This is a genomic window from Sphingomonas sp. URJC2, assembly GCF_059803575.1.
Genome location: NZ_JAPFGX010000022.1, coordinates 20,127 through 44,357 on the forward strand (window position 1 = coordinate 20,127; position 24,231 = coordinate 44,357).

20 protein-coding genes are annotated in these 24,231 nt (G+C 68.5%); 12 read left to right on the forward strand and 8 right to left on the reverse strand.

Going from position 1 to position 24,231, the window contains the following annotated elements; genetic code table 11:
* Positions 1 to 4: 4 nt before the first annotated feature.
* Genes OPU66_RS09570 through bchF form a run of 7 tightly spaced genes read right to left on the reverse strand, consistent with a single transcriptional unit; the run spans position 5 to position 10,001 of the window.
* A complete protein-coding gene (locus tag OPU66_RS09570; RefSeq protein ID WP_498553400.1) occupies positions 5 to 1,429 on the reverse strand; it encodes a BCD family MFS transporter in 1,425 nt (474 codons plus the stop codon).
* Positions 1,429 to 2,145: a magnesium protoporphyrin IX methyltransferase gene (gene bchM / locus OPU66_RS09575; protein ID WP_498553401.1), complete on the reverse strand. Its 717-nt coding sequence runs from the start codon at positions 2,143 to 2,145 to the stop codon at positions 1,429 to 1,431. Before bchM ends, OPU66_RS09570 begins: the two co-directional genes overlap by 1 nt.
* On the reverse strand, positions 2,142 to 3,041 hold the full coding sequence (gene bchL, locus OPU66_RS09580) for a ferredoxin:protochlorophyllide reductase (ATP-dependent) iron-sulfur ATP-binding protein (RefSeq protein WP_498553402.1): 900 nt from the start codon (positions 3,039 to 3,041) through the stop codon (positions 2,142 to 2,144). The genes bchM and bchL overlap by 4 nt, the downstream gene beginning before the upstream one ends.
* A gap of 1 nt (position 3,042) precedes the next feature.
* The gene (locus OPU66_RS09585; protein WP_498553403.1) at positions 3,043 to 6,594 is read right to left on the reverse strand and encodes a cobaltochelatase subunit CobN; all 3,552 of its coding nucleotides are present in this window, start codon (positions 6,592 to 6,594) and stop codon (positions 3,043 to 3,045) included.
* Positions 6,584 to 8,200 (reverse strand): ferredoxin:protochlorophyllide reductase (ATP-dependent) subunit B, encoded by a 1,617-nt coding sequence (gene bchB / locus OPU66_RS09590; protein ID WP_498553404.1) that lies wholly within the window; start codon positions 8,198 to 8,200, stop codon positions 6,584 to 6,586. The genes OPU66_RS09585 and bchB overlap by 11 nt, the downstream gene beginning before the upstream one ends.
* Entirely contained in the window at positions 8,200 to 9,483 is a 1,284-nt protein-coding gene (locus tag OPU66_RS09595; protein ID WP_498553405.1) for a ferredoxin:protochlorophyllide reductase (ATP-dependent) subunit N, read from the reverse strand. Before OPU66_RS09595 ends, bchB begins: the two co-directional genes overlap by 1 nt.
* The gene (bchF, locus tag OPU66_RS09600) at positions 9,480 to 10,001 is read right to left on the reverse strand and encodes a 2-vinyl bacteriochlorophyllide hydratase (protein WP_498553406.1); all 522 of its coding nucleotides are present in this window, start codon (positions 9,999 to 10,001) and stop codon (positions 9,480 to 9,482) included. The genes OPU66_RS09595 and bchF overlap by 4 nt, the downstream gene beginning before the upstream one ends.
* Positions 10,002 to 10,333: 332 nt before the next feature.
* Between bchF and OPU66_RS09605 the strand changes: the two genes are divergently transcribed.
* The 8 genes from OPU66_RS09605 to OPU66_RS09640 all read left to right on the forward strand — a co-directional run bounded on the left by OPU66_RS09605 (position 10,334) and on the right by OPU66_RS09640 (position 18,443).
* The gene (locus tag OPU66_RS09605; RefSeq protein ID WP_498553407.1) at positions 10,334 to 11,191 is read left to right on the forward strand and encodes a cobalamin B12-binding domain-containing protein; all 858 of its coding nucleotides are present in this window, start codon (positions 10,334 to 10,336) and stop codon (positions 11,189 to 11,191) included.
* 12 nt (positions 11,192 to 11,203) lie between these two features.
* Positions 11,204 to 12,598, forward strand: a complete 1,395-nt coding sequence (gene ppsR / locus OPU66_RS09610) for a transcriptional regulator PpsR (RefSeq protein WP_498553408.1) — start codon at positions 11,204 to 11,206, stop codon at positions 12,596 to 12,598.
* Positions 12,599 to 12,825: 227 nt separating this feature from the next.
* Positions 12,826 to 13,743 (forward strand): chlorophyll synthase ChlG, encoded by a 918-nt coding sequence (gene chlG, locus OPU66_RS09615; protein ID WP_498553409.1) that lies wholly within the window; start codon positions 12,826 to 12,828, stop codon positions 13,741 to 13,743.
* Positions 13,740 to 15,053 carry a BCD family MFS transporter gene (locus OPU66_RS09620; protein ID WP_498553410.1) on the forward strand — a complete coding sequence of 438 codons (1,314 nt, stop codon included), beginning with the start codon at positions 13,740 to 13,742 and terminating at the stop codon, positions 15,051 to 15,053. The genes chlG and OPU66_RS09620 overlap by 4 nt, the downstream gene beginning before the upstream one ends.
* 28 nt (positions 15,054 to 15,081) lie before the next feature.
* Positions 15,082 to 16,272 (forward strand): geranylgeranyl diphosphate reductase, encoded by a 1,191-nt coding sequence (locus OPU66_RS09625; RefSeq protein WP_498553411.1) that lies wholly within the window; start codon positions 15,082 to 15,084, stop codon positions 16,270 to 16,272.
* 14 nt (positions 16,273 to 16,286) lie between these two features.
* Positions 16,287 to 16,748: a TspO/MBR family protein gene (locus tag OPU66_RS09630; protein WP_498553412.1), complete on the forward strand. Its 462-nt coding sequence runs from the start codon at positions 16,287 to 16,289 to the stop codon at positions 16,746 to 16,748.
* Between the two features lie 7 nt (positions 16,749 to 16,755).
* Positions 16,756 to 17,070: a hypothetical protein gene (locus tag OPU66_RS09635; RefSeq protein ID WP_498553413.1), complete on the forward strand. Its 315-nt coding sequence runs from the start codon at positions 16,756 to 16,758 to the stop codon at positions 17,068 to 17,070.
* A 101-nt stretch (positions 17,071 to 17,171) separates the two neighbouring features.
* On the forward strand, positions 17,172 to 18,443 hold the full coding sequence (locus tag OPU66_RS09640; protein ID WP_498553414.1) for a DUF3422 family protein: 1,272 nt from the start codon (positions 17,172 to 17,174) through the stop codon (positions 18,441 to 18,443).
* 72 nt (positions 18,444 to 18,515) lie between these two features.
* On the opposite strand, the gene OPU66_RS09645 is transcribed toward OPU66_RS09640, so the two are convergent.
* Positions 18,516 to 20,153, reverse strand: coding sequence for a thiamine pyrophosphate-binding protein (locus OPU66_RS09645; RefSeq protein ID WP_498553415.1), 1,638 nt, complete (start codon positions 20,151 to 20,153; stop codon positions 18,516 to 18,518).
* Between the two features lie 143 nt (positions 20,154 to 20,296).
* On the opposite strand from OPU66_RS09645, the gene OPU66_RS09650 reads away from it, so the two are divergent.
* From OPU66_RS09650 to OPU66_RS09665, 4 genes are all read left to right on the forward strand, one after another.
* A complete protein-coding gene (locus tag OPU66_RS09650) occupies positions 20,297 to 21,217 on the forward strand; it encodes an SMP-30/gluconolactonase/LRE family protein (RefSeq protein ID WP_498553416.1) in 921 nt (306 codons plus the stop codon).
* Between the two features lie 121 nt (positions 21,218 to 21,338).
* Positions 21,339 to 22,046 (forward strand): CoA transferase subunit A, encoded by a 708-nt coding sequence (locus OPU66_RS09655; RefSeq protein ID WP_498553417.1) that lies wholly within the window; start codon positions 21,339 to 21,341, stop codon positions 22,044 to 22,046.
* The gene (locus OPU66_RS09660) at positions 22,046 to 22,678 is read left to right on the forward strand and encodes a CoA transferase subunit B (protein WP_498553418.1); all 633 of its coding nucleotides are present in this window, start codon (positions 22,046 to 22,048) and stop codon (positions 22,676 to 22,678) included. The genes OPU66_RS09655 and OPU66_RS09660 overlap by 1 nt, the downstream gene beginning before the upstream one ends.
* Before the next feature lie 223 nt (positions 22,679 to 22,901).
* On the forward strand, positions 22,902 to 24,191 hold the full coding sequence (locus OPU66_RS09665; protein WP_498553419.1) for a serine hydrolase domain-containing protein: 1,290 nt from the start codon (positions 22,902 to 22,904) through the stop codon (positions 24,189 to 24,191).
* Positions 24,192 to 24,231 lie beyond the last annotated feature (40 nt).

Consider the following 24,231-nt stretch of genomic DNA (forward strand, 5'->3'; position numbering starts at 1 on the left):
AAACTCAGGTCGGGAACTGTTGAAGTCCGAAGCCGCCCTTGGCCGGTTCGGCGCGACCGCCCCGGCCCACAAGCGGGCCGAGAACGGCAAGGGTCAGCATCAGCAGAACGATTTCGATCAGATAGACGGCGCCATAGCCGGTCGCCCGGTCGGTCAGCGCAGCGCCGAACCAGCCCTGGAGCGCGAGGGCCGACAGCCCGTCACGGGCAAGGCCGGAGGCAGCGATGGCCAGACCCGCAGCACTCGCCTGAACCGCGCCCCAGGCCCCGAGCGCAATGCCCGAGCTGCCGTTGCGCGACAGCGCCATCGCCGCCGTCAGCGTGCCGACCAGAAACAGCCCGGCACCAAGCCCGATGGCGCAGGCCCCGATATAGAGCAGGCCGGGGGCGTGGGCAGGTGCCGCGAACATCACGAGGGCAAAGGCGAACATGCCCGCCACGCCGCCAAGCCCGGCGACGCGGTGCGGATCGCCGCCATCGTCGAGCACCCGGGCCGCATAGGTAAAGCCGATCAGATTGCCGAGCGCCCACAGGCCGGTCAGCTCGGTCGTGCCGCCGACGGTCATGCCGAGGATTTCGCCGCCATAAGGCTCGAGCAATATGTCCTGCATCGCAAAGCCTGCCGCACCCAGGCCGACCGCGAGCAGCAGCCGCACGACGCCCGGATCGGCGGCAAAGGCGCGCCACACTTCGGCAAAGGGCGGGCGCGGGGCCTGCACCTCGGCAGGGGCGAGGCGGCGGCGCGGCTCCTGCTTCCACAGCGCGATGATGTTGAAGATCGCGGTCAGCAGGCCGACGCCCTGAATGACCTGGATCATCCGCGTCGGGCTGAAGCTGCGTAGCAGGTCCCCAATCACAAAGGCCGACACGACCATGCCGACAAGCAGCATGACATAAAGCAGGGCGACGGCGCGCGGCCGATCCTGCTCCGGCGCCAGATCGGTCGCCAGCGCAAGGCCCGCCGTCTGCGCGGTGTGCAGCCCGGCGCCCGTCATCAGGAACGCGACCATCGCCGCCACCGTGCCGATTGCCGCGACATCGGGGCGCGACATCAGCAGCAGCGCAAAGGGCATCAGCGCCAGCCCGCCAAACTGCATCAGCGTGCCGAACCAGATATAGGGCACGCGCCGCCAGCCGAGCACCGAACGGTGATGATCCGAACGATGGCCGATCAGCGCGCGCAGCGGCGCGAACAGCAAGGGCAGGGCGATCATCAGCGAGATCAGCCAGGCCGGCACACCGAGTTCGACAATGATGACGCGATTGAGCGTGCCGTTCAGCAGCACCGTCGTCATCCCCATGCTGACCTGGAACAGCGAAAGGCGCAGCAGGCGCGACAGGGGCAGGTCGTCGCTCGCGGCATCGGCAAAGGGCAGCCAGGCGGTTGCCACTTTCTGCCAGCGCGAGGCGAGGGGAGCGCGCGTCGCCATCAGATCCGCACCAGCTCCATGGCCTGCGACGTGTAGAAGCCGCTGGCGATGCGGACCGACCGGCCGACCCGCCAGCCGGGGATGGCGGCCAGTCGCGCGCGCAGCCGGCGTTCGGCGACCGGCTGGATGAACGGCGCACGGTCGCCGCGCGGGAAGACGCGCCCCACCGCATGCATCGTGGCGAGCAGCGGGGTGCGCGGGGCAAAGGTGAAGACGATCGACCCCGATGTGCGCGCAGCCAGCGATGCGATCACCGCCGCCATGTCCTCCATGTCGTAATGGATCAGCGAATCCATCGCGACGACATGGTCGAACCGGCCGAGCTGCGGATCGGTCATGTCACCGACATGCCAGTCGATGCCGCCATGGCCGGGAAAGGCCGGTGCCCGGTCGCGCGCGACATCGACCAGGCCGCCGGCCACGTCGATCGCGCACACCTGCGCCCCGCGCCATGCCGCGGCCACGGCGAGCGCGCCCGTGCCGCAACCGGCATCGAGCAGCCGCAGTCGGCGCAGATCGGCGGGCAGCCAGTCGAGCAGCGTCTCGCGCATCCGGTCGCGCCCGGCGCGGACGGTCGCACGGATGCCCGACACCCGCGCGTCCGAGGTCAGCTGTTCCCAGGCCTGGCGCGCCGTGCGGTCGAAATAGGTCTCCAGCCGCTGGCGCTGCGCCTCATAGCGCGGATTGGCGGGCGGGGCGGGAAGCGTCGCCATCATTCAAACCCCAGAAAGTCGAAAATGTCGCGATCCTTCATGGCCTTGGCGGGCAGCGGGTCGACGCCGCGCCACAGCATGTCGGCCAGGCGCAGATATTCCTCGCGCGCGGCGATCACGTCGGGCGCATCGTCCATCTCGAACAAGGTGCATTTTTTGAGCCGCGACCGGCGGATTGCGTCGACGTCGCGGAAATGGGCGAGCCGCTTCATGCCCGTCGCGTCGCAGAAGCGGTCGATCTCGTCGGTGCCCGCCGACCGGTTGGCGACGACGCCAGCGACGCGGACCTCGTAATTCTTCGCCTTGGCGTTGATGGCCGCGATGATGCGGTTCATCGCGAAGATGGAATCAAAGTCGTTCGCGGTGACCACCAGCGCGCGTTCGGCATGCTGGAGCGGCGCGGCAAAGCCGCCGCACACCACGTCGCCGAGCACGTCGAAGATCACGACATCGGTTTCGTCGAGCAGATGATGCTGCTTGAGCAGCTTCACCGTCTGCCCGACGACATAGCCGCCACAGCCGGTGCCGGCCGGCGGCCCGCCTGCCTCGACGCACATGACGCCGTTATAGCCTTCGAACATATAGTCTTCGGGGCGCAGCTCCTCGGCGTGGAACTCGACGCTTTCGAGCACGTCGATCACCGTCGGCATCAGCTTTTTGGTGAGCGTGAAGGTGCTGTCATGCTTGGGATCGCAGCCGATCTGGAGCACGCGGTGGCCAAGCTTGGAAAAGGCTGCCGACAGGTTGGACGAGGTCGTGGATTTGCCGATCCCGCCCTTGCCATAAACGGCGAACACCTTGGCCTTGCCGATCCGGTCCTGCGGGTCGAGCTGAACCTGGACGCTGCCGTCCCCGTCGGGTGCGGATCCCGGATGCTGTCGGTCGAGAAGCATGTCCATTCTACTCCGCTGCGATCAGGCCTTCGAGCCTGTCTTCAATGTCGTCGCTGGCCGCGCGCAGGGCGGCGAGGGTTTCGGCGTCGGGCGTCCAATATTGGCGGTCCGACGCCTCGAGCAGCCGTTCGGCAACGCGCGCCGACGCCTTGGGGTTGAGCGCCACCAGCCGGGCGCGCATTTCGGGATCGAGCATGAAGGTCTCGCTGATCCGCTGGTAGATCCAGGGCGCGACCTTGCCGGTGGTCGCCGACCAGCCGAGCGTCGTGGTGACATGCGCCTCGATGTTCTTCACGCCTTCAAAGCCGTGGCGCAGCTGGCCTTCATACCAGCGCGGGTTGAGCGTGCGGGTGCGGGTTTCCAGCTCGACCTGCTCGTCAAGCGTGCGAACCTTGGCCGAGCCGGTGGTCGCATCGACGATATAGACCGGGGCTGCCTCGCCACCGCGCGCGCGGCTGACCGAACGCGCCATGCCGCCCAGCATGTCGACATATTGGTCGAGATCGGTGACGCCCAGCTCGACCGAGTCGAGATTCTGATAGGTCAGGTCGACCCGCGACAGTGCCGCCTTGAACAACGCCGCCTTGCGCACCGGCGCGCCGCTGCGGCCATAGGCGAAGCCCTTGCGCTTCTCGAAGGTGTCGGCCAGCTCGTCCGGGTCGCTCCACACGCCGCCATCGATCAGCTGGTTGACGTTCGCGCCATAGGCACCTTCCTGGTTGGAAAACACGCGCAGCGCGGCTTCCTCCATGTCGATGCCGAGTTCGGCGGCCTGGGCCAGGCTGTGCTTGCGCACGAAGTTCAGATGCTCGGGCTCGTCGGCGGTCGCCGCCAGCCAGGCCGCCTCGGCCAGCATCCGCGTCTGGAGCGGCAGCAGGTCGCGGAAAATGCCCGACAAAGTGATGACGACATCGATCCGCGGCCGGCCCAGCTCGTCGAGCGGGATCAGCTCCGCGCCGACCAGCCGGCCATAGCCGTCAAAGCGCGGGCGGGCACCGTAGAGCGCGAGCGCCTGGGCGATCTGCGCGCCCTCGCTCTTCATATTGTCGCTGCCCCACAGCACCATGGCGATGCTTTCGGGATAGGCGCCGCCGCGATCGACATGGCCCTCGATCAGCCGGTCGACGGCCTTGCGCCCCTGTTCGACGGCAAAGCCATTGGGGATGCGGAACGGATCGAAGCCGTGCAGGTTGCGCCCGGTCGGCAGCACATCGGGGTTGCGGATCAGGTCGCCGCCCGGTGCCGGCGGCATGAACCGCGCATCGAGCGCGCGGATCAGCCCGCCCATCTCGTCATTGTCGGCGAGCAGCTGGTCGACACGCGCGCGGTCCTCAGCCGGGAAGGCGTCGAGGAAGCGCGTGCGCGCCTCACCCTCAGCCGTGGTGCCGAGCACGTGCAGCCCTTCGGGGATCAGCGATTCCTCGATCTCGTAGAGCTTGGCCGACAGCCGGTCGATATCGGTCGCGTTCAGATCCATCGTCTCGGCCTGATCGCGGATCATCTGCGCCAGATCGGCCTGTTCCTCGGCCCCCAGCTCGCCCGCGCGCCAGCGATCGACCAGCGACCGCAGCTCGCCCAGGCCCTTGTAAAGCCCGGCCTGGCTGAGCGGCGGCGTCAGATAGGAAATCAGCGTCGCGCCGGAACGGCGCTTGGCGATCAGCCCCTCGGACGGGTTGTTCGCGGCATAGAGGTAGAAGTTTGGCAGGTTGCCGATCAGCCGTTCGGGCCAGCAGTCCGGGCCCATCCCGCTCTGCTTGCCGGGCATGAACTCAAGCGCGCCATGGGTGCCGAAATGCAGCACCGCATGCGCGCCAAAACCAGTGCGCAGCCAGCGGTAAAAGGCTGAAAACGCATGGGTGGGGGCCAGGCCGCCTTCGAACATCAGGCGCATCGGATCGCCTTCCCAGCCCATGGCCGGCTGCAACCCGACAAACACCTTGCCGAACCGCTCGCCCATGATGTGGATGCCGCCCGGATCGGCCTGGATCCGGCCGGGGGAGGGGCCCCATTGCGCCTCGATCTGCGCCAGATGCGGCTCGGTGCGGACATGATCGTCGGGGCTGATCCGCGCATGGATATTGGCATCCGCGCCGAACATTGCGGCATTGCCCTCCATCACCGCGGCGCGCAGCGCATCGACGCTTTCGGGCGGGGTGACGTCATAGCCCTCGTCACGCAGGCGGACGAGCGTCCGGTGCACCGATTCCCACACCGCCAGATAGGCGGCGGTGCCCGCCGCGCCGGCATTGGGCGGAAAGTTGAACAGCACGATCGCAACCCGCCGGTCGGCACGCGGCGCGCGGCGCAGCGCGACCAGCCGGGCGACCTTGTCGGCAAGCGCCGAGGCGCGTTCGGGGTCGCTCTGCATCGTGCGCCCGCTGCCCTCGCCACCCGCCGCACGGCCGCCAAAGGTGGCCGGCAGGATGCCGCCATCAAGCTCGGGGATCGCGACCATCAGCGTCGCTTCGAGCGGCAGCAGCCCCATCGGGTTCGCTTTCCACTGCTCAAGCGTCTGGAACTCGGCCGGATGCGCGCTGACATAGGGCACGTCGAGCCGGGCAAGCGCGGTCGCCGCCGCGCCGGCATCGTTATAGGCCGGGCCGCCGACCAGCGAGAAACCGGTCAGGTTGATGACCGCATCGACCCGCGGGGACTGCCCGTCCATGAAGAAATGGTTGATCGCCGGGCGGCCGTCCAGCCCGCTGGCAAAGGCCGGGATCACCGTCAGCCCGCGCGCCTCGAGCGCGGAGATCACCCCGTCATAATGGCGCGCGTCGCGGGCGAGGATATAGCTGCGCAGCATCAGCAGGCCGACCGTGCCGACAGGCGACGCGACCCGCGCCGGCAGGTCCTCCAGCCGCTCGGCAATGCGGCTAGGCAGGGCGGGGTGATACAGGCCGACGTCCGGATATTCGACCGGGGCAGCCGCCGGCGTTCGCCCGCGCAGCGCCCGGCGCGGGCCATCGGCATAGCGGTCGACGAGCGCGCGGATCATCGCGACGACATTGTCGTCGGATCCGGCCAGCCAATATTGCAGCGTCAGAAAATAGGCGCGCACATCCTGGGCGGTGCCGGGGATGAACTTCAGGATCTGCGGCAGGCGGCGCAGCGTCTTCATCTGCTTGTCGCCGCTGTCGCTGCCGGGCTTGCCGGCAGGCTTGAGCTTTTTGAGCAGCGCCATGACGCCCGATGCGGGCTTGCGCATCTCATAGCTGCCCATCCGCGTCAGCTTGACGATCTCGCTGCCCGACATCAGCCCGACGATCGCATCGCAGCTGTCGCGCCGCGCCTCGAGCGCGGGCAGCACCGCCTGGATATGGTCTTCCAGGAACAGCATGGTCGCGAGGATGATGTCGCCGCCGGCAATGTCCGCGCGGCAGCGGTCGAGCGCGCCCGGATCGCGGTCCCATTCCGACGCGGCGTGGAAGGCGACGCGGATGCCCGCGGCCGCAAGCGCCGGGGTGGCGCGTTCGACCGCGCCCGCGAGATGGGTGTCGAGCGTCACGATCACCATGTTGACCGCCGGCATGGCGGACCGGGGTGCAGCCTCACCGTCCATAATGCGCCTTTGCGTCGTAAAGGGTCGACAGGCCGATCTCCGCCAGCCCGGCAGCGGCGGCGAACGCCTCGGTGTTGCGCCGCGCCTTGCCGCGGACGAAAAACGGGATCTTGCGCAGCTCGGCCTCGGCCTCGGCGGTCCAGCCGGCGGCGGAGGTCGAGGCGGCCGCTGCCGGGGCGGCGGTCATCACGCCGACAGTGCCGTCGGGCGCATCGCCGTCGGGCATATCGCCGTGGGGCGCGGTTTCGTCGCTCTGGTCTGCGCGGCCCGCGCTTGCCGCCGGACCGCCATGGGAGAGGTGGCTTGCCCCCGCGCCGTCATGGAACTCGGGATCGTCGCGGAACATCGCCAGCAGATGTTCCTCCAGCCCCATGACCAGCGGATGGACCCAGGTGTCGAAGATCACATTGGCACCTTCAAAGCCCATTTGCGGGCTGTGCCGGGCCGGGAAATCCTGAACATGGACGGGGGCCGAGATGACCGCGCAGGGGATGCGCAGCCTTTTGGCGATATGCCGTTCCATCTGCGTGCCGAGCACCAGCTCGGGCTGGAGCCGGACGATCTCGTCCTCGACCGCCAGATGATCGTCGGTGATCAGCGGCTCGATGCCCAGCTTCGCCGCGGCCTCGCGCACATCGCGGGCGAACTCGCGATTGTAGCAGCCAAGCCCGACGACCTCGAAGCCCAGCTCCTCGGTCGCGATCCGGGCGGCGGCAACCGCATGGGTGGCGTCGCCGAAGATGAACACCCGCTTGGCGGTCAGATAGGTCGAGTCGACCGAGCGGCTCCACCACGCCATCCGCCCGCCCTCGGCCAGTGCGGGGGCCGGATCGACCCCGGCGAGCAGCGCCACTTCCTCGATAAAGGCGCGCGTCGCCTGCACGCCGATCGGCACCGTGCGCACGACCGGCATCCGATAGGCGCGCTCGAGCCAGCGTGCCGCCTCGTCGCCGATTTCGGGATAGAGCAGGATGTTGAAATCCGCCTCGCCCAGCCGGGCGATGTCGGCCGCCGAAGCGCCGAGCGGTGCGGTGACGTTGACGCCAATGCCCATCAGCGCGAGCAGCCGGCTGATTTCCGCCACATCGTCGCGGTGGCGGAAGCCGAGCGCGCAGGGGCCGAGCAGATTGACGCGCGGCCCGCCTTCGGGGCGCAGCGGGCGCTGCGCCGGGCTGAGCGCGCGGACCAGCCGGTAGAATGTCTCTGCCGCCCCCCAATGTTCCTTGCGCTGATAGCTGGGCAGTTCGAGCGCGACGACCGGCACCGGCAGGGCCAGCGCTTCGGCCAGACCGCCCGGATCGTCCTGAATCAGTTCGGCGGTGCAGCTGGAGCCGACCAGCATCGCGCCGGGGCGGAACCGGTCATGCGCGTCGCGCGCGGCGTTCTTGAACAGCTCGGCCGTGTCCTTGCCGAGATCGCGGGCCTGGAAGGTCGTGTAGGTGACTGGCGGGCGCTGGCCGCGCCGCTCGATCATCGTGAACAGCAGATCGGCATAGGTGTCGCCCTGCGGCGCGTGCAGCACATAATGCACATCGGTCATCGCGGTCGCGACGCGCATTGCCCCGACATGGGGCGGGCCTTCATATGTCCAGACCGCCAGCTGCATCAGACCCTCAGCACGTCACGCCGCCGGAGCGGCCGGGTGAACAGCTCGGCCAGGTCGCCTGCCTGGTCGAAGCCATGGACGGGCGTGAACACCAGTTCGATCGCCCATTTCGTCGTCAGCCCCTCCGCCTCCAGCGGATTGGCAAGGCCGAGGCCGCACACGGTGATGTCGGGGCGCAGCGCGCGCACCCGGTCGAGCTGCGCATCGACATCCTGCCCTTCGGTCAGCGGGGTGCCGGGGGGCAGCAGCGCCAGTTCTTCGGCCAGATGGCGGGCATGGAGATAGGGGGTGCAGACCTCGACCGGCCGCATCCCGCATTCGGCCGCCAGAAAGCGCGCCAGCGGCACCTCCAGCTGCGAATCGGGCATGAAGAAGATCGTCTGGCCGGCCAGACGCTCGGCATGGCGGGCAATGGCGCGCTTGGCGCGTTCGCGGCCGGGCGCGACCGCCTGACGGAAACGCATCGGATCGACGCCAAAGGCATTGGCCGCCGCCTCGGCCCAGGCGGTCGTGCCTTCCGCGCCGAACGGGAAGGGCGCGGCCAGCCGCTCGGCTCCGCGCGCGGTAAGCGCACGGGCGGTGTCGCCAAGGAAAGGCTGGGCGAGCAGAAAGCGGGTGGCCGGGCCGATTGCGGGCAGATCATGGGCGACGCGGCCGGGAAAGAAACGGACCCGATCGATGCCCATATCGGCAAACAGCCGGGCGAACTGGTCTTCGACGATATCGGGCAGCGCGCCGACGATCAGCAGTTCGGGCACCGCATCGGCCGCGCCCTGCGGGGCTTCCGGCACCAGCGCGGCGAGGCAGGCATCCTCGCCCTCGGTAAAGGTCGTTTCGATCCCGCTGCCCGAATAGCTGAGGATGTTGACCCCCGGCCGGCCCGCGCCCAGCCGGCGCGCGGCGCGCGGCAGATCGAGCTTGATGACTTCCGACGGGCAGGAGCCGACAAGGAACAGCACGCGCACATCGGGCCGCCGGTCGAGCAGCCGGGTGACCACCCGGTCCAGCTCGGCATCGAGATCGGCCATGCCGGCCAGATCGCGTTCCTCGATGATCGCGGTCGCAAAGCGCGGCTCGGCAAAGATCATCACCCCTGCCGCCGATTGCAGCAGATGGGCGCAGGTGCGCGATCCGACGACGAGGAAGAAAGCGTCGGGCATTTTGCGGTGCAGCCAGACGATCCCGGTCAGCCCGCAAAACACTTCACGCTGGCCGCGTTCGCGCCGGATCTCCGGCATCGGCATCGGCAGCGGCGACGCGGCGAGGGCGACAGGGCCGGTCATGCCGTTGCCAGCCCGGCGGGCTGCGCACGGTCGCCCTGCAACCGCGCCATGCGCAGTTTCCAGACGAACTGGCCAGCATTGACGACATAGGTCGCATAGGCGGCAAGCGCCACGAACATGCGTTCGCCAACCGTGCCCAGATCAGCGACCAGCATCGCCATATAGGCGGTGTGGAGCGCGATCACGATCATGCTGACCGCGTCTTCCCAGAAAAACGCGTCTGCAAACAGATATTTGCCGAACACGACCTTTTCCCAGACCGCGCCGGTGACCATGATCGTGTAGAGAGTCAGCGTCTTGGCGACGACCGAGGCGTCGGCCGCGAACTGCCCGTCGCCGGTCAGCAGGAAACGGCCGACAAGCGCGAGGCTGACCAGAAAGACGAGAAACTGGACGGGGGCGAGAATGCCCTGGACGAGCGTCCACACCGTCGCATCGCGGCGGGCGCGCTGTTCCGGCGTGTAAAGCGGGCGGGGCACACGGCCCGCGACTGCGTTGCGATTTGCCGGATGGCTCATGGAGCGGTCCGTGGCGGTGCGGTGACCGTCCGGTGCGCTGTGCGCCCGCATCTTCGGCCCGGTGTCCGGCATCCTATCCGGAATGCGATTGTCGTTCGGCACGCTTCGCATCTCCCCTCCGACCCGGAGGCTACGCCCGCCACCGCATCAATGTCAATCTATGTTGACGTCCAGAAAGATAGACAGCCGGTAAGAATCGCCATTGTCATTGCATCGGAAACGGAATAGCGTGCGCGGCATAAGATATAAGCGCCGACGGCCCGGGTCGCGGGGCCGTTCACCAGGGGCCGACGCCATGATGCGCCGACCGCTCGACGAAGGAGTGGGGGGGAATGGCTACCGTGATCGGATTGGGCGGCAGTCAATCGGGACTCACCCCGGCCATCCAATCCTCGCACAACGAAAACAGTATTGAACAGAAACTGGGTCGTGTCGGTTCCGATGCATCCATTGTTCTTGGTGCGCACAGGCCAGGTCGGTCGTCAGCGTCTCTCGCTGCATCGCTTGCCGGTCCGCCCGCGATCTCCGCGTGGCGGATCGACCGGCTCGCCCGCATCGCCATAGATGGTCAGGCGCACGATCTGCTGCGCGAGATCGACGATCTGATCCGTGCGGGCATTTCGGCCCCGGCACTGTTCGTCGATCTTCTGGCGCCGGTGGCGCGCCGGCTCGGCGATTTGTGGGAGGATGACCGCCTCGACTTCATCGAAGTGACGATGGGCCTGTGGCGGCTGCAGGAGGTGCTGCGCGAAATCGGCGGTCACGCGCCGCGCGCGCCATTGGCATCGCTGCCGCGCACGGCGCTGTTCACTCTCTTGCCCGAGGATGTGCACAGTTTCGGCGCGGCGATGGTGCATGAATGCTTCGCACTGGCCGGGTGGCAGGCCGAATTGCTGGTCGCTGCAAGCCGTGGCGAGATTTTGTCGGCGATTGCCGGCGCATATCTTGATCTGGTTGGATTGACGGTCGCTAATGATAGCCATATCGAGCCTGCCCAGTCTCTGATCCGTGCAGTGCGCAGCGTCTCGATGAATCCGAATGTCCGTATCATGGTTGGTGGGCCAGTCCTCACCCGAAACCCCGGCCTGTTCGCGCAGCTGGGGGCCGACGCCATGGCGGATGATGCGATCGCGGCCGTGAAGGTTGGCGAACATCTGGTGGATGCGGTGCGGCTGGCGGCTCCGGCGTGAGCCGCGCCCGTCATGAATGACAAACCCGACCTGACCGAGCCGCGGCTGCCATTCGCCGCCGCCTCCAGCTGGCTTGCCGGTGCTCCGGTGGAACAGATGGCGGCGTTGCTGGCGTCCGTGGGCGATGTCGCGTTGATGATCGATGACGGCGGGCAGATCGTCGACGTTGCGGGCACGCCCAGCAGTCTGCGGGGCCTGCAAAACCAGCTTGGCCGCCGCTGGATCGACACCGTCACGCCCGACAGTCGCCCCAAGATCGAGGACATGTTGTCCGGCGAGCCGGGCGGGCGCTGGCGGCAGGTGACCCAGCTCGGCGACAGCGGCGATTTTCCCGTCCGCTATCTTGTGATGCCGCTGGGGGTGGACGGGCTGCGTGTCGCCATCGGCCGTGACGAGCGTGCCGGGGCGGTGCTGCAGCAGCGCCTGTTGCAGGTGCAGCAGTCGCTTGAGCGCGACTATCTGGCGATGCGTCAGGCCGAGGCCCGCTACCGGCTGCTGTTCGACATGACCGCCGAGCCGATGCTGATCCTGGAGGCCGACAGCCGCCGGATCCGCGAGGCCAATGCCGCGGCCGTCGCTTTGCTCGGTGAAGGGCAGCTGCCCGGCCAGTCCCTGATCGACCGGCTGGAAGCAGGCGACCGGGAGCCGGCGATCGCGTTTTTCGGCGCAGTTGCCGCCGGTGTCGACATGGCGCCGATTCGGGTCCGGCTGGGCGGCGACGCCGCGGTCAGCCTGTCGGCACGCGTTTATCGGCAGGCCGGGACCGGGTATCTGCTCGTCAGGCTGGGCGCGCCGGACATGTCCGCACCGGTCGCAGGCGATGGCTTTGCCCAGGCCGTGGCTGCGATGCCCGATGCGTTCGTGATTGTCGACCGGTCGCTGGCGATTGTCGCCGCCAATCCGGCGATGGTCGAGATCGTGCAGGCGGCAAGCGAAGAACAGCTGCGCGGTCGCGCGCTCGGCGATGTGCTCGGCCGGCCGGGGATCGACCTTGACCTCATCATGGCACAGCTGGCCGAACATGGGGTGGCGCGCAATGTCGCCACGATTGTGCGCGGTCTGCTCGGCGGGCGCGACGAGGTCGAGGTGTCGGCGGCCCGCATCTCGCCCGATCGCTATGGCTTCACGCTCCGCGTGGTCGCGCGGCGGCTGCGCGATCTGCCGCCGGCCGAACGTGGGATGCCGCGGTCGGTGGAACAGCTGACCGAGCTGATCGGGCGGATGCCGCTCAAGGATATCGTCCGCGAATCGACCGATCTGATCGAGCGCCAGTGCATCGAGGCGGCGCTCGTCTACACGTCCAACAACCGCGCTTCGGCGGCCGAGATTCTGGGCCTGAGCCGGCAGAGCCTCTATTCAAAGCTGCACCGCCACGGGCTGGTCGGGCTGGAACAGCTCGACGACTGACATGATGTCGCGGCGGTTATCGCGCGGGTGACCAGCGGCTGGCAGGGGCGAGCCGGGGGCAGGTCGATGCCCGGTATCCGATTTGGTGCCTCGATTTCATGAAACGGCCGGTCGCCGGCAGCTTCCAGCGCATCGATCACGTCGAAAATCGTCCGCCGCGCTGATTTCCCCGGCCGAAAGCGTCAAGTTAGGTTGACGCTTTGATGTGTCAATCATAGCATACGGGCATGACTCGTTCCGTGACTGCTCCGCGCGCGACCGGGCTGCCGGCACCCGCCGATGTGCTTCGGCTGCTGAAGCCGATCACCTGGTTTCCGCCGATGTGGGCGTTCATGTGCGGGGTCGTCTCATCGGGCGTGCCGCTGGGCGAGCGCTGGTTCGTGCTGGTGCTGGGCGTGATCCTGACCGGGCCGATGGTGTGCGGCACGTCGCAGGCGGTCAATGACTGGTTCGACCGCCATGTCGATGCGATCAACGAGCCCGATCGGCCGATCCCGTCGGGGCGCATTCCCGGGCGCTGGGGGCTGTATATCGCGATCATCGGCACGATGCTGTCGATGCTGCTCGCCGCCGGCATGGGCCGGTGGGTGTTTGCCGCCACCATTGTCGGCCTGATCTGCGCATGGATCTACAGCGCGCCGCCACTGCGGCTGAAGATGAGCGGCTGGTGGGGGCCGGGCATTGTCGCGCTCACCTATGAGGGGTTGAGCTGGTTCACCGGGGCGGCGATCATGGCCGCCGCGCTGCCGCCCGCGCCCGCACTTGCGGTCATCCTGCTCTACAGCGCCGGGGCGCACGGCATCATGACGCTCAATGATTTCAAGGCGGAGAAGGGCGATGTGCTGATGGGCGTGCGCTCGCTGCCCGTCATTCTCGGCACCGCGCGGGCGGCGCGGGTTGCCTGTGTGGTGATGGCGGTGCCCCAGTTCATCGTGGCGGGGCTGCTCCATCGCTGGGGGCTGGAACTGTCGGCGCTCGCCGTGGCGGCGTCGCTTGCCGTGCAGATCGCGCTGATGGCGCGGCTGCTGCGCGATCCGGCGCGGTTTGCGCCCTGGTACAATGCGACCGGCACGACGCTTTACGTGCTCGGCATGCTGGCGGCGGCGATCGGTCTTGGATCCGCGGCCGGAGGGGGAGGGATATGACGGCGACAATCGGCTGGGGTGTGATCGCGCGGCTGGGCCTGGTGCAGGCCGCGATCGGCGCGATGGTGATGCTGTGCACGTCGCTGCTCAACCGGGTGATGGTGGTGGAAATCGGGCTCGCCGCCGCGGTGCCGGCGGGGCTGGTCGCGATGCATTATGCGGTGCAGCTGTCGCGCCCGCTCTGGGGCCATGGCTCCGACAAGGGAGGCCGGCGGTCGACCTGGATCGTCGCCGGCATGGCGGTGCTCGCCTTTGGCGTGCTGGCGGCGGTCGATGCCGTCTATCTGCTCGCCGCCGGGGCGCGCGGGCAGGGCTTTGCGCTCGCGATTTTCGCCTATCTGATGATCGGGGCGGGGGTCGGCGCGTCCGGCACGTCGCTGCTGGCGATGCTCGCCAACCTCGTCCCGGCCGAGCGGCGCGCGGGTGCGGCCGCGCTCACCTGGATCATGATGGTCGCGGGCATTGCGCTGTCGGCGGGCATTGCCGGTACGCTGCTCAAGCCGTTTTCGATGCCGCGCCTCGCGCTTGTCGCCTCGGGCGTGGTGCTGATCGCGTTCGTGCTGACGCTGGTCGCGCTCGCCGGGCTGGAGGCGCGGCACGCCAATCCCGCCGCCCGGCTGCAGCGCCGCGACGGGCCGCTGCCCGGCTTTGGCGCAGCGATCGGGATGATCCTGGGCGAGCGGGAGGCGCGGCGCTTCACCCTGTTCGTGTTCCTGTCGATGCTCGCCTACAACATGCAGGATCTGATCCTCGAACCCTATGCCGGGCTGGTGTTCGGCATGGCACCGGGGGATACGACGCGCCTGTCGGGGGCGCAGCATGGCGGCGTGCTGGCCGGGATGATCCTTGCCGGGTTGATGGGCAGTGCCTTTGGCGGGCGACGCCCGGCAGAGCTGGAACGCTGGATCGTCGGCGGCTGCGCCGGCTCCGCGCTGGCGCTGGCCGGGCTGGCGGTCGCGCCGCTTGATGCCGCGGGCTGGCCGGTGGTCGCCAATGTGGTTGCGCTCGGCTTTTGCAACGGCGTGTTCGCGGTGGCGGCGATCGGCGCGATGATGGGGCTGGCAGGGGCCGATGGCGGCCGCCAGTCCGGACTGAAAATGGGCGTGTGGGGCGCGGCGCAGGCGATTGCGTTCGGGCTGGGCGGGCTGATCGGCGCGGTCGGCGTCGATCTGCTGCGGATGCGCCCCGGCGGTGCGGCGCCGGCGTTCCAGATGGTGTTTGCGGTCGAGGCATTGCTGTTCGTCGCAGCGGCAGTGCTTGCCATGCGGGTCGCGCGCGCGCGGCCGGCCGGGCGGATGGCGACGGCCTGATGATGGGGCTGACAGGGAGGGACCGGCGATGACGACGACCTATGACGTGGTGGTGGTGGGCGGTGGTCCGTCGGGGGCGACCGTGGCGACCGATCTGGCGGCGTCGGGGCGGCGTGTCGCGCTGCTCGACCGGGCGGGACGGATCAAGCCGTGCGGCGGGGCGATCCCGCCCCGGCTGATCGCCGATTTCGATATTCCCGATGCGCTGATCGTCGCGCGCGTGAAGGCGGCGCGGATGATCTCGCCCACCCATAAATCGGTCGACATGCCGGTCGGCGACGGCTTTGTCGGCATGGTCGACCGCGAGCATTTCGACGAATGGCTGCGCGAGCGCGCCGCCGCCGCCGGGGCCGAACGTGTCACCGGCCAGTTCGTCGCGGTCGAGCGCGATGCCGATGGCACCGCGCTCGTCTGCTGGCGCGCCGGGCGCGACGGCCCGGTCGAGCGGTTGCGCGCCCGGCTGGTGATCGGGGCCGATGGCGCGCGCTCCGCCGTTGCCCGGACCTGCATTCCCGGCGGCGACCAGGTGAAATGCGTGTTCGCCTATCATGAGGTGATCGAGGCCCCGGCCGAGGACAGCGAGGATTATGCCGCCCGCCGGGCCGATGTGATCTATGAAGGATCGCTGTCGCCCGATTTCTATTCCTGGGTGTTTCCGCACGGCAAGCAGGCGAGCATCGGCGTCGGCAGTGCCGACAAGGGCTTTGGCCTGCGCGAATCCGTCGCCCGGCTGCGCGCCCGCACCGGGCTGGACCAGTGCCGCACCATTCGCCACGAAGGCGCGCCCATTCCGCTCAAGCCGCTCAAGCGCTGGGACAATGGCCGCGATGTGCTGGTCGTCGGCGATGCGGCGGGGGTCGTCGCGCCCGCCTCGGGCGAGGGGATTTATTACGCCATGGCCTGCGGGCGGATGGGGGCGGAGGCGGCCGAACGCTTCCTTGCCACCGGGCGCGCCTCGGCACTCGCCGGCGCGCGCCGCCGCTTCATGCGCGAACATGGCCGGGTGTTCTGGATCCTCGGGATCATGCAATATTTCTGGTATTCCAGCGACAAACGGCGCGAGCGGTTCGTCAAGATCTGCGCCGATCCGGATGTGCAGCACCTGACCTGGCAGGCCTATATGCACAAGAAGCTGGTACGCGCGAAGCCGCTTGCGCATCTGCGCATCTTCCTCAAGGATATGGCCCATCTGCTGGGATTGCGACCCGTGCCGCGATGAACCGACCCTGGATCATGCCTTTCATCCTCGCCGGGCTGGCCGCGCTGGCGGTGGCCGTGATGGGGATGACGATCACCGATCTGGGGCCATGGTATCGCAGCCTTGCCCAGCCCGGCTGGGCACCGCCCGACCCGGTTTACGGCATTGCCTGGACGGCAATCTTCGCGCTCGCCGCCATCGCCTCGGTGCTGGCGTGGAACGTCATTCACACGCGCCGCGACGCCGAAACCCTGATCGGCCTGTTCGCGCTCAACGGGTTTCTGAACATCCTGTGGAGCCTGATCTTTTTCCGCATCCAGCGGCCCGACTGGGCGCTGATCGAACTGATCTTCTTCTGGGGATCGATCGCCGCGCTGATCCTGTTCTGCGGCCGCCGCTCGCGCGCCGCCGGGCTGCTGCTCGTCCCCTATCTGCTGTGGGTGACGGTCGCCGGGCTGCTCAACTGGGAGATTGTGCGGCTGAACGGGCCGTTCTGATGGCGGGATGGCCGGCATGGGCGGGGTGATGCCCGCGCTCGATGGGCTGGCCGCCGCCTATTTCGGCAGCGGTCGCGCGGCGGATGCGATCCTTGTCGTCCTCGCGCTTGAATGTGTCTGGCTGTGGCGGTGGCGGCGTTGGCCGGTGGCCGGGGCGGTGGCGGCGGTGCTGCCGGGGGTGATGTTCGTGCTCGGGCTGCGTGCGGCGCTGGTCGGCGCGCAGTGGCAGATGATCGCCCTGCCGCTTGCGGGTGCGTTGCCGGCGCATCTCTGGGACCTTGCCCGGCGCGAACGGCGCCGGCGCGGCGTGCGCTCCGGTTGACTTTGCACGGCTGAGGGTCGACGATCCGGCGCAGCGACCGGGTGCCGTTGCACCCCTGTTCCGCCGTTCTGTTTGTTGTTCCGATTGGGGGAGGCAAGGCGGTGGATGGTCAGATGGATTTCCACAAGGATCGTGACCGCCTGCTGGCCGAGGCGCATGCCCGGCCGTCCAGCCCGGTCGCGCTGCCCGCGCTGGTGACGCGCATCGCCGCTTTGTCCGGGCAGGACGGCGGCGAGGCGGACTGGCGGCACATGGCGGCGCTCTGCCGCCAGCTGGGGCGCGAGGCCCCGCATCCGGGGATGCGCTGGTGGTCGCTCGACGCCGGGACATGGCAGCTGCGCTGGGAACGCCATTCGGAGTTTTCGAGCTGGACCTTCGTCGCCCCGCCCGCCGCGGGCATGGATAGCGCCCTCGACAGCGTGCCGGAAGACTGGATCGCCGCCATTCCCGGCCAGGTGCTGGTGTTCACCACCCTGCGGCTCCGGCGCGGCCACCATGCCCATGGCGAGCCGCTCGACCGGCATGAATCGATCGGCGCGCGCCTGCTCGACGGGGCGGCGACGCTACTCACCGATCTCAGGCCCGATCAGCGCGGGATGACGCGGTTCGATGTCATCATGCATGACGATGATCCGGTGCTGGTCGGGCGGCTGGCGCTGATCCTGCTTGAGATCGAGACCTATCGGCTGATGGCGCTGCTTGCCTTTCCGCTCGCCGGGCAGGCGGCGGCGCAGGTCAAGCAGATCGAGGTCGAGGCCGGCGAGCTGGCGGCGCGGATCGCCGACAATCTGGGGGTGGAGGATGACCGGGCGCTGCTCACCCGGCTCGTCACCTTGTCGGGGCGGATGGAGGCGCTCAGCGCCTCGACCAATTTCCGCTTTGCCGCGGGTGACGCCTATTACGAGATCGTGCTCGGCCGCATCGCCTCGCTGCGCGAAAGCCCGATCCCGGGGATGCAGACCATCGGCCAGTTCATGGACCGGCGGCTCGGCCCGGCGATGCGCACCTGTGCGAGCGTTGCCCAGCGCGAACGCGCGGTCATCGCCCGCATCGCCCGCGCCGGGCAGATGCTCAACACCCGGATCGAGCTGGTGACGCAGGCGATCAACGCTGATCTGCTGCAATCGATGAACCGGCGCACGCTCGCCCAGCTGCGTCTGCAGCAGACGGTCGAGGGGCTGTCGGTCGCCGCCATCTCCTATTACGCCTTTTCGCTGCTCGTCTATCCGCTCAAGGGGCTGTCGCACCTCTGGCCGGGCTTTGATGTGGCGCTGGCCTCGGCCGTGCTCGCGCCGTTCGTCGTCGCGCTGGTGTGGCTGGCGCTCGCCCGCATCCGCCGGCGGCTGCACGATGAACCGGGCGAGCGGGCGTGACGGCCTGTCCGGACATTCGCTGAAGCGCGGATGCTCTGACAGGCCCGGCCCGCTCTCCCTTTCAGGCCGCGCTCAGCCGCGCAGCGCGCTGATCGTTGTTGCCGCGCTGATCACCTCGATATCGGTGACGAGGTGGAGCAGGCGGACGCCCCGCTCGGCGGTGGCGCGGACAAGGGCGGGGGCGAAATCGGCGGTGCGCTCCACCCGTTCGGCCCAGCCGCCAAATGCGCGGGCAAAGGCGGCGAAATCGGGATTGGCCAGTTCGGTGCCCGACACGCGGCGCGGATATTCGCGCTCCTGATGCATGCGGATCGTGCCATAGCCGCCATTGTCGACGACGATCACCATCAGGTCGAGCCGGTGGCGCAGCGCGGTCGCCAGTTCCTGCCCGTTCATCAGGAAATCGCCGTCCCCCGCCAGCGCGACGACCTGCCGCCCCGGGCAGCGCAGCGCCGCCGCCACGGCGGCGGGCACGCCATAGCCCATCGCCCCCGCGGTCGGTGCGAGCTGGGTGCCATGGCCCTGATAGGGCCAGTAACGGTGCCACCAGCCGGAGAAATTGCCCGCGCCGTTGCAGATGATCGTATCGGCCGGCAGCAGATCGCGCATCGCCGCCACGCACTGGCCAAGGTCGAGCGTCACGCCGTCGCGCGGGGCGGGGGTCGACCAGTCCCGCCACTGGCGGTGCGCCTCTGCCCCGTCGGGCCGGTGGCGCGCAGCGGGCGCGGCACGTGCAAAGCCCACCATGTCGGCGCAGATCGCCAGATCGGTGCGATAGACGCTGTGCAGCTCCTCCGGATCGGGATGGACATGCACCAGCGTCTGGCCGGGGTGATCGGGGGTGATCAGCGTATAGCCATCGGTCGTCGCCTCGCCCAGCCGCGCGCCGACGACGATCAGAAGGTCGGCGGCGCGGATCCGCGCGACCAGCGCCGGATTGGGACCATAGCCCAGATTGCCCGCCCAGACCGGGCAGTCATTGGCCACCGCATCCTGACGGCGGAATGCCGCCGCCACCGGCAGGCCGATCCGCGTCGCCCAGTCGGCAAAGGCGGTGCCGGCCTCGGGGCTCCAGTCCGCGCCGCCGATGATCGCGACCGGGCGTTCGGCCGCATCGATCAGGTCGGCGAGCCGCGCGATGGCCTGTGCATCGGGGGCCTGGCCCGGCCGGTCGACGCGCGGCCGGTCCACCGCCTCGACCGTGTCGCACAGCATGTCTTCGGGCAGCACGACAACGACCGGGCCGGGCCGGCCGGCCATCGCGGTCGCATAGGCGCGGGCGAGATATTCGGGGATGCGGCGCGCATCCTCGATCCGCAGCACCTTTTTGGCGAGCGGCCCGAACATCTGGCCGAAATCGACTTCCTGAAACGCCTCGCGGTCGCGGTCGCCGCGCGCGACATCGCCGACGAACAGGATCATCGGCAGCGAATCCTGCATCGCCACATGCACGCCGATGGTGGCGTTGGTCGCCCCCGGCCCGCGGGTGACAAAGCCGATGCCCGGCCGCCCGGTCAGCTTGCCGTCCGCCGCCGCCATGAAGGCGACGCCGCCTTCCTGCCGCGCCACCACCAGATCGATGCCCGGCGTGTCGTGAAGCGCGTCGAGCACGGCAAGAAAGCTCTCGCCCGGCACGGTGAAGATCCGGTCGCAGCCCTGGGCGCTCAGATTGTCGACGAGAATGCGGCCGCCGGTGCGCGGTCCGGTCATGATATCCTCCCGGTCTGGTCTTGTCGGCCGATCAGGCCCTGGGCTCCGGGTGAGCCAGGGGCGCGGGTCGGGTCAAGCCCCCTTTGCGCCGGCCGCATCGCGGCCTAGCGTCTGCCCCGACAAAAAGAACCGGAGGAGAGGCAATGGACGATCTGCGCGAAGTGGCCACGGGGCTGCGCTTTCCCGAAGGGCCGGTGGCGATGGCCGATGGCAGCATCATCCTCGCCGAAATCGCCGCCGGCCGCATCACCCGCGTGCGCCCGGATGGCGGGGTGGAGCCGGTGGCGGAGACGGGCGGCGGCCCCAATGGTCTCGCGCTCGGCCCCGACGGGATGCTTTACTGCTGCAACAATGGCGGCTTTGCCTGGGCCGAACAATCGGGCCTGCTGATCCCGCACGGGGCGGCGCCCGACTGGGCGGGCGGATCGATCCAGCGCATCGACCCGGCGACCGGCGCGGTCGAGACGCTCTACACCCATGCCGGCGATGTGCAGCTGCGCGGGCCGAACGATCTGGTGTTCGACGCCCATGGCGGCTTCTGGTTCACCGATCATGGCAAGACCTTCGCCCGGTCGCGCGACGTGGTCGGCGTGTTCTATGCCCGCGCCGATGGCAGCCATATCGAGGAGGTGATCTTCCCGATGGAAAATCCCAACGGCATCGGCCTGTCGCCCGACGGGCGGCGGCTCTATGTCGCGGAAACCTATACGGCCAAGCTCTGGGCGTTCGACATCGAAGCGCCGGGGCGGATCGCGCGCGGCGGCGGGCTGGCCGGGCATGGCGGGCAGCTGCTTTACGGCGCAGGCGGCTATCGCTGGTTCGACAGCCTGGGCGTCGATGCCGACGGCAATGTCTGCGTGGCGACGATCGGCGAGGCGGGGATTTCCGTCGTCGCGCCCGAAGGCGGGCTGGCGCGGTTCGTCGCCATGCCCGATCCGTTCACCACCAATATCTGCTGGGGCGGCGCGGACGGCCGCACCGCCTATGTCACCCTGTCGGGCACCGGGCGGCTGGTCGCCCTGCCATGGCCATGTGCCGGGCTGGTGCTGAACGGGCGGGGTTGAACGGGCGGGGTTGAACGGGCGCGAAGAGCGCACTGGCTGCAACCGGACTTGCGTTTCGTGCAATTGACGCTCGTTCGGGGGCAGCCCTAAGCGGCGCCATTCTAGGGGAGGATCTGCGAGGATGAACAAGCTTTATCCCGATGCCGCGGCGGCGCTTGACGGGCTGTTGGCCGACGGCATGACCATCTGTTCCGGCGGCTTTGGCCTGTGCGGCATCCCTGAGCGGCTGATCGACGCCATTCAGGCGGCGGGCGTGAAAAACCTGACGCTCGTGTCCAACAATGCCGGGATCGACAATGAGGGGCTGGGCAAACTGCTGCGCAGCCGCCAGGTCGCCAAGATGATCAGCTCTTATGTCGGCGAGAACAAGGAGTTTGAGCGGCAATATCTGTCGGGCGAGCTTGAGGTCGAGTTCTGCCCGCAGGGCACGCTGGCCGAACGTTGCCGGGCCGGCGGCGCGGGCATTCCGGGCTTCTACACCAAGACCGGGGTCGGCACGCTGGTCGCCGAGGGCAAGGAGCACAAGGAGTTCGACGGCGAAACCTATATCCTTGAACGCGGCATCCGCGCCGATCTGTCGATCATCAAGGGCTGGCGCGCCGACGAGGCGGGCAATCTCCAGTTCCGCAAGACCGCGCGCAACTTCAACGCGCCGATGGCGACCGCCGGGCGCATCTGCGTCGCCGAGGTCGAGGAAGTGGTGCCGGTCGGCACCATCGATCCCGACCATGTCCATCTGCCGGGCATTTATGTGAAGCGGATGATTGTCGGCAGCCCTTATGACAAGAAGATCGAGTTCCGCACGGTGCGCAGCAGGGAGGCCGCATAATGGCGTGGGATCGCAACCAGATGGCGGCGCGCGCCGCGCGTGAGCTGAAGGACGGCTATTACGTCAATCTCGGCATCGGCATCCCGACGCTTGTTGCCAACAACATCCCCGAAGGGATGACGGTCACGCTCCAGGCCGAAAACGGCATGCTGGGCATCGGTCCGTTTCCGTTCGACGATGAAGTCGATGCCGATCTGATCAATGCCGGCAAGCAGACGATCTCGCAGCTGCCCTCGTCCAGCTATTTCGGGTCGGACCAGAGCTTTGCGATGATCCGGGGCGGGCATATCGACCTGACCGTGCTGGGCGCGATGGAAGTGTCCGAAGGCGGCGACATCGCCAACTGGATGATCCCCGGCAAGATGGTGAAGGGCATGGGCGGCGCCATGGATCTGGTCGCCGGGGTCAAGAAGATCATCGTGGTGATGGAACACAATGCCAAGGACGGCAGCCCCAAGTTTATTCCGGCCTGCACGCTGCCGCTGACCGGTCGCAACGTCGTCGACATGATCATCACCGATCTGGCGGTGTTCGAGCGTCCCGATCATGCCAGTCCGTTCCGGCTGATCGAGACCGCCCCCGGCGTCACCGCCGACGAGGTGCGCGCGCGGACCACGGCCAACTATCTGTAACGCCGTCGAACATGGCGTCCGGGCGGCGGGGTTCCCGTCGCCCGGGCGCTTTTGTCGCCTGAGAGCAACAACTGGTCGCGCCACGGGGCATTACTGGGTTGTGCGAAAGGCAAATGCTTGATTCACTGCTCTATAAGCAAAAGGGGCAGAGGGTCGCGCATTGGTTAACGGCACAGCGAAGCGTGGCAGGCAGCAGAACGTCGCTCCGGCGGGCGCGCGGCGCGTGCCGGTTGCCGTCGGCAGTGCCGCGCTGAAGCGGGCGCGGTCCCGCCCGGCGGCCATGATCGGCGGCGCGGTCGGGCTTGCCAGCCTGGTCGCGGTGATCGCCCCCGGCCTGATCGCCGCCAGCGCCCCGGCCGAGGTGGCCGCAGTTCCGAAATATCTGGACGCCCGTGCCGGGGTGACGATGGCGGCCGCGAACGGGCGGACGCGCATCGACTATCGCCGGCTTGACGAGCGGCTGACCATCGCCGCGTCCAAGCCCGATATTGTCGGCATGGCGGTTGCCGTGATCGAAAATGGCGAGATCACCTTCCTCAAGGGCTATGGCGTCACCCAGGCGGTGGGCGGTGAACCGGTCGGCCCGCAGACGGTGTTCCGCTGGGCCTCGCTGTCCAAGGGGGTGGCCTCCACGTTGGTCGGGCTGCTCGCGGCCGAGGGGCGGCTGTCGCTCGACGAGCCGGTGGCGCGGTTTTCGACCAGCCTGAAACTGCCCAATAATGGCGAGCAGACGGCGACCATCGCCGATATCCTGTCGCACCGGGTCGGCATTCCGCATAATGCCAGCGACAACCGGCTGGAGGCCGGGGGCGATCCGCGTGCGCTGCGCCAGTCGCTGGCGGCGATCGCCGCGTCCTGCACGCCGGGCACCTGCCACAGCTATCAGAACATCGCGTTCGACACGACGACCGAGGTGGTCGAGCGCGTGACCGGGCAAAGCTATGCCGAACAGGTCAGGCGGCGGCTGTTCGCCCCGCTTGGCATGCGCACGGCGAGCCTCACCCGCGCCGGGTTGATGGCGGCGCCAAGCTGGGCGCGGCCGCATGTCGGCCGCCGCACGGTCGAGGTGAACGACAATTACTACCGTGTCCCGGCGGCGGGCGGGGTCAATTCGTCGATCATGGATCTGGCGCTGTGGATGCGCGCGCAAATGGGGCTGGCGCCGCAGGTGGTGCCGCCGGCGGTGCTCGCCAATATCCATCAGGCGCGGGTCGATACCGGCCGGCGCGGCACGCTGTTTTCGCAGGTCATGGGCCGGTCGCAATATGCGCTGGGCTGGCGCGATTATGATTATTCGGGCCGCGCGCTGGTCGGCCATCAGGGCGCGGTGATGGGCTATCGCTCGACCATCCTGTTCGATCCGGCGGCGCGCTCGGGCGTGGCGGTGCTGTGGAACTCGCAGAGCGGCCGCCCGGTCGGGGTGCAGCTTGAGGTGCTGGAGATGCTCTATGGCCAGCCGACGCGCGACTGGCTGAAGATCGACCCGCCGGGCGGCGCGACGACAGCGCAATAATATTTCTCCATCGCCGCTTTTTCAGCACTTTTCAGCAGCC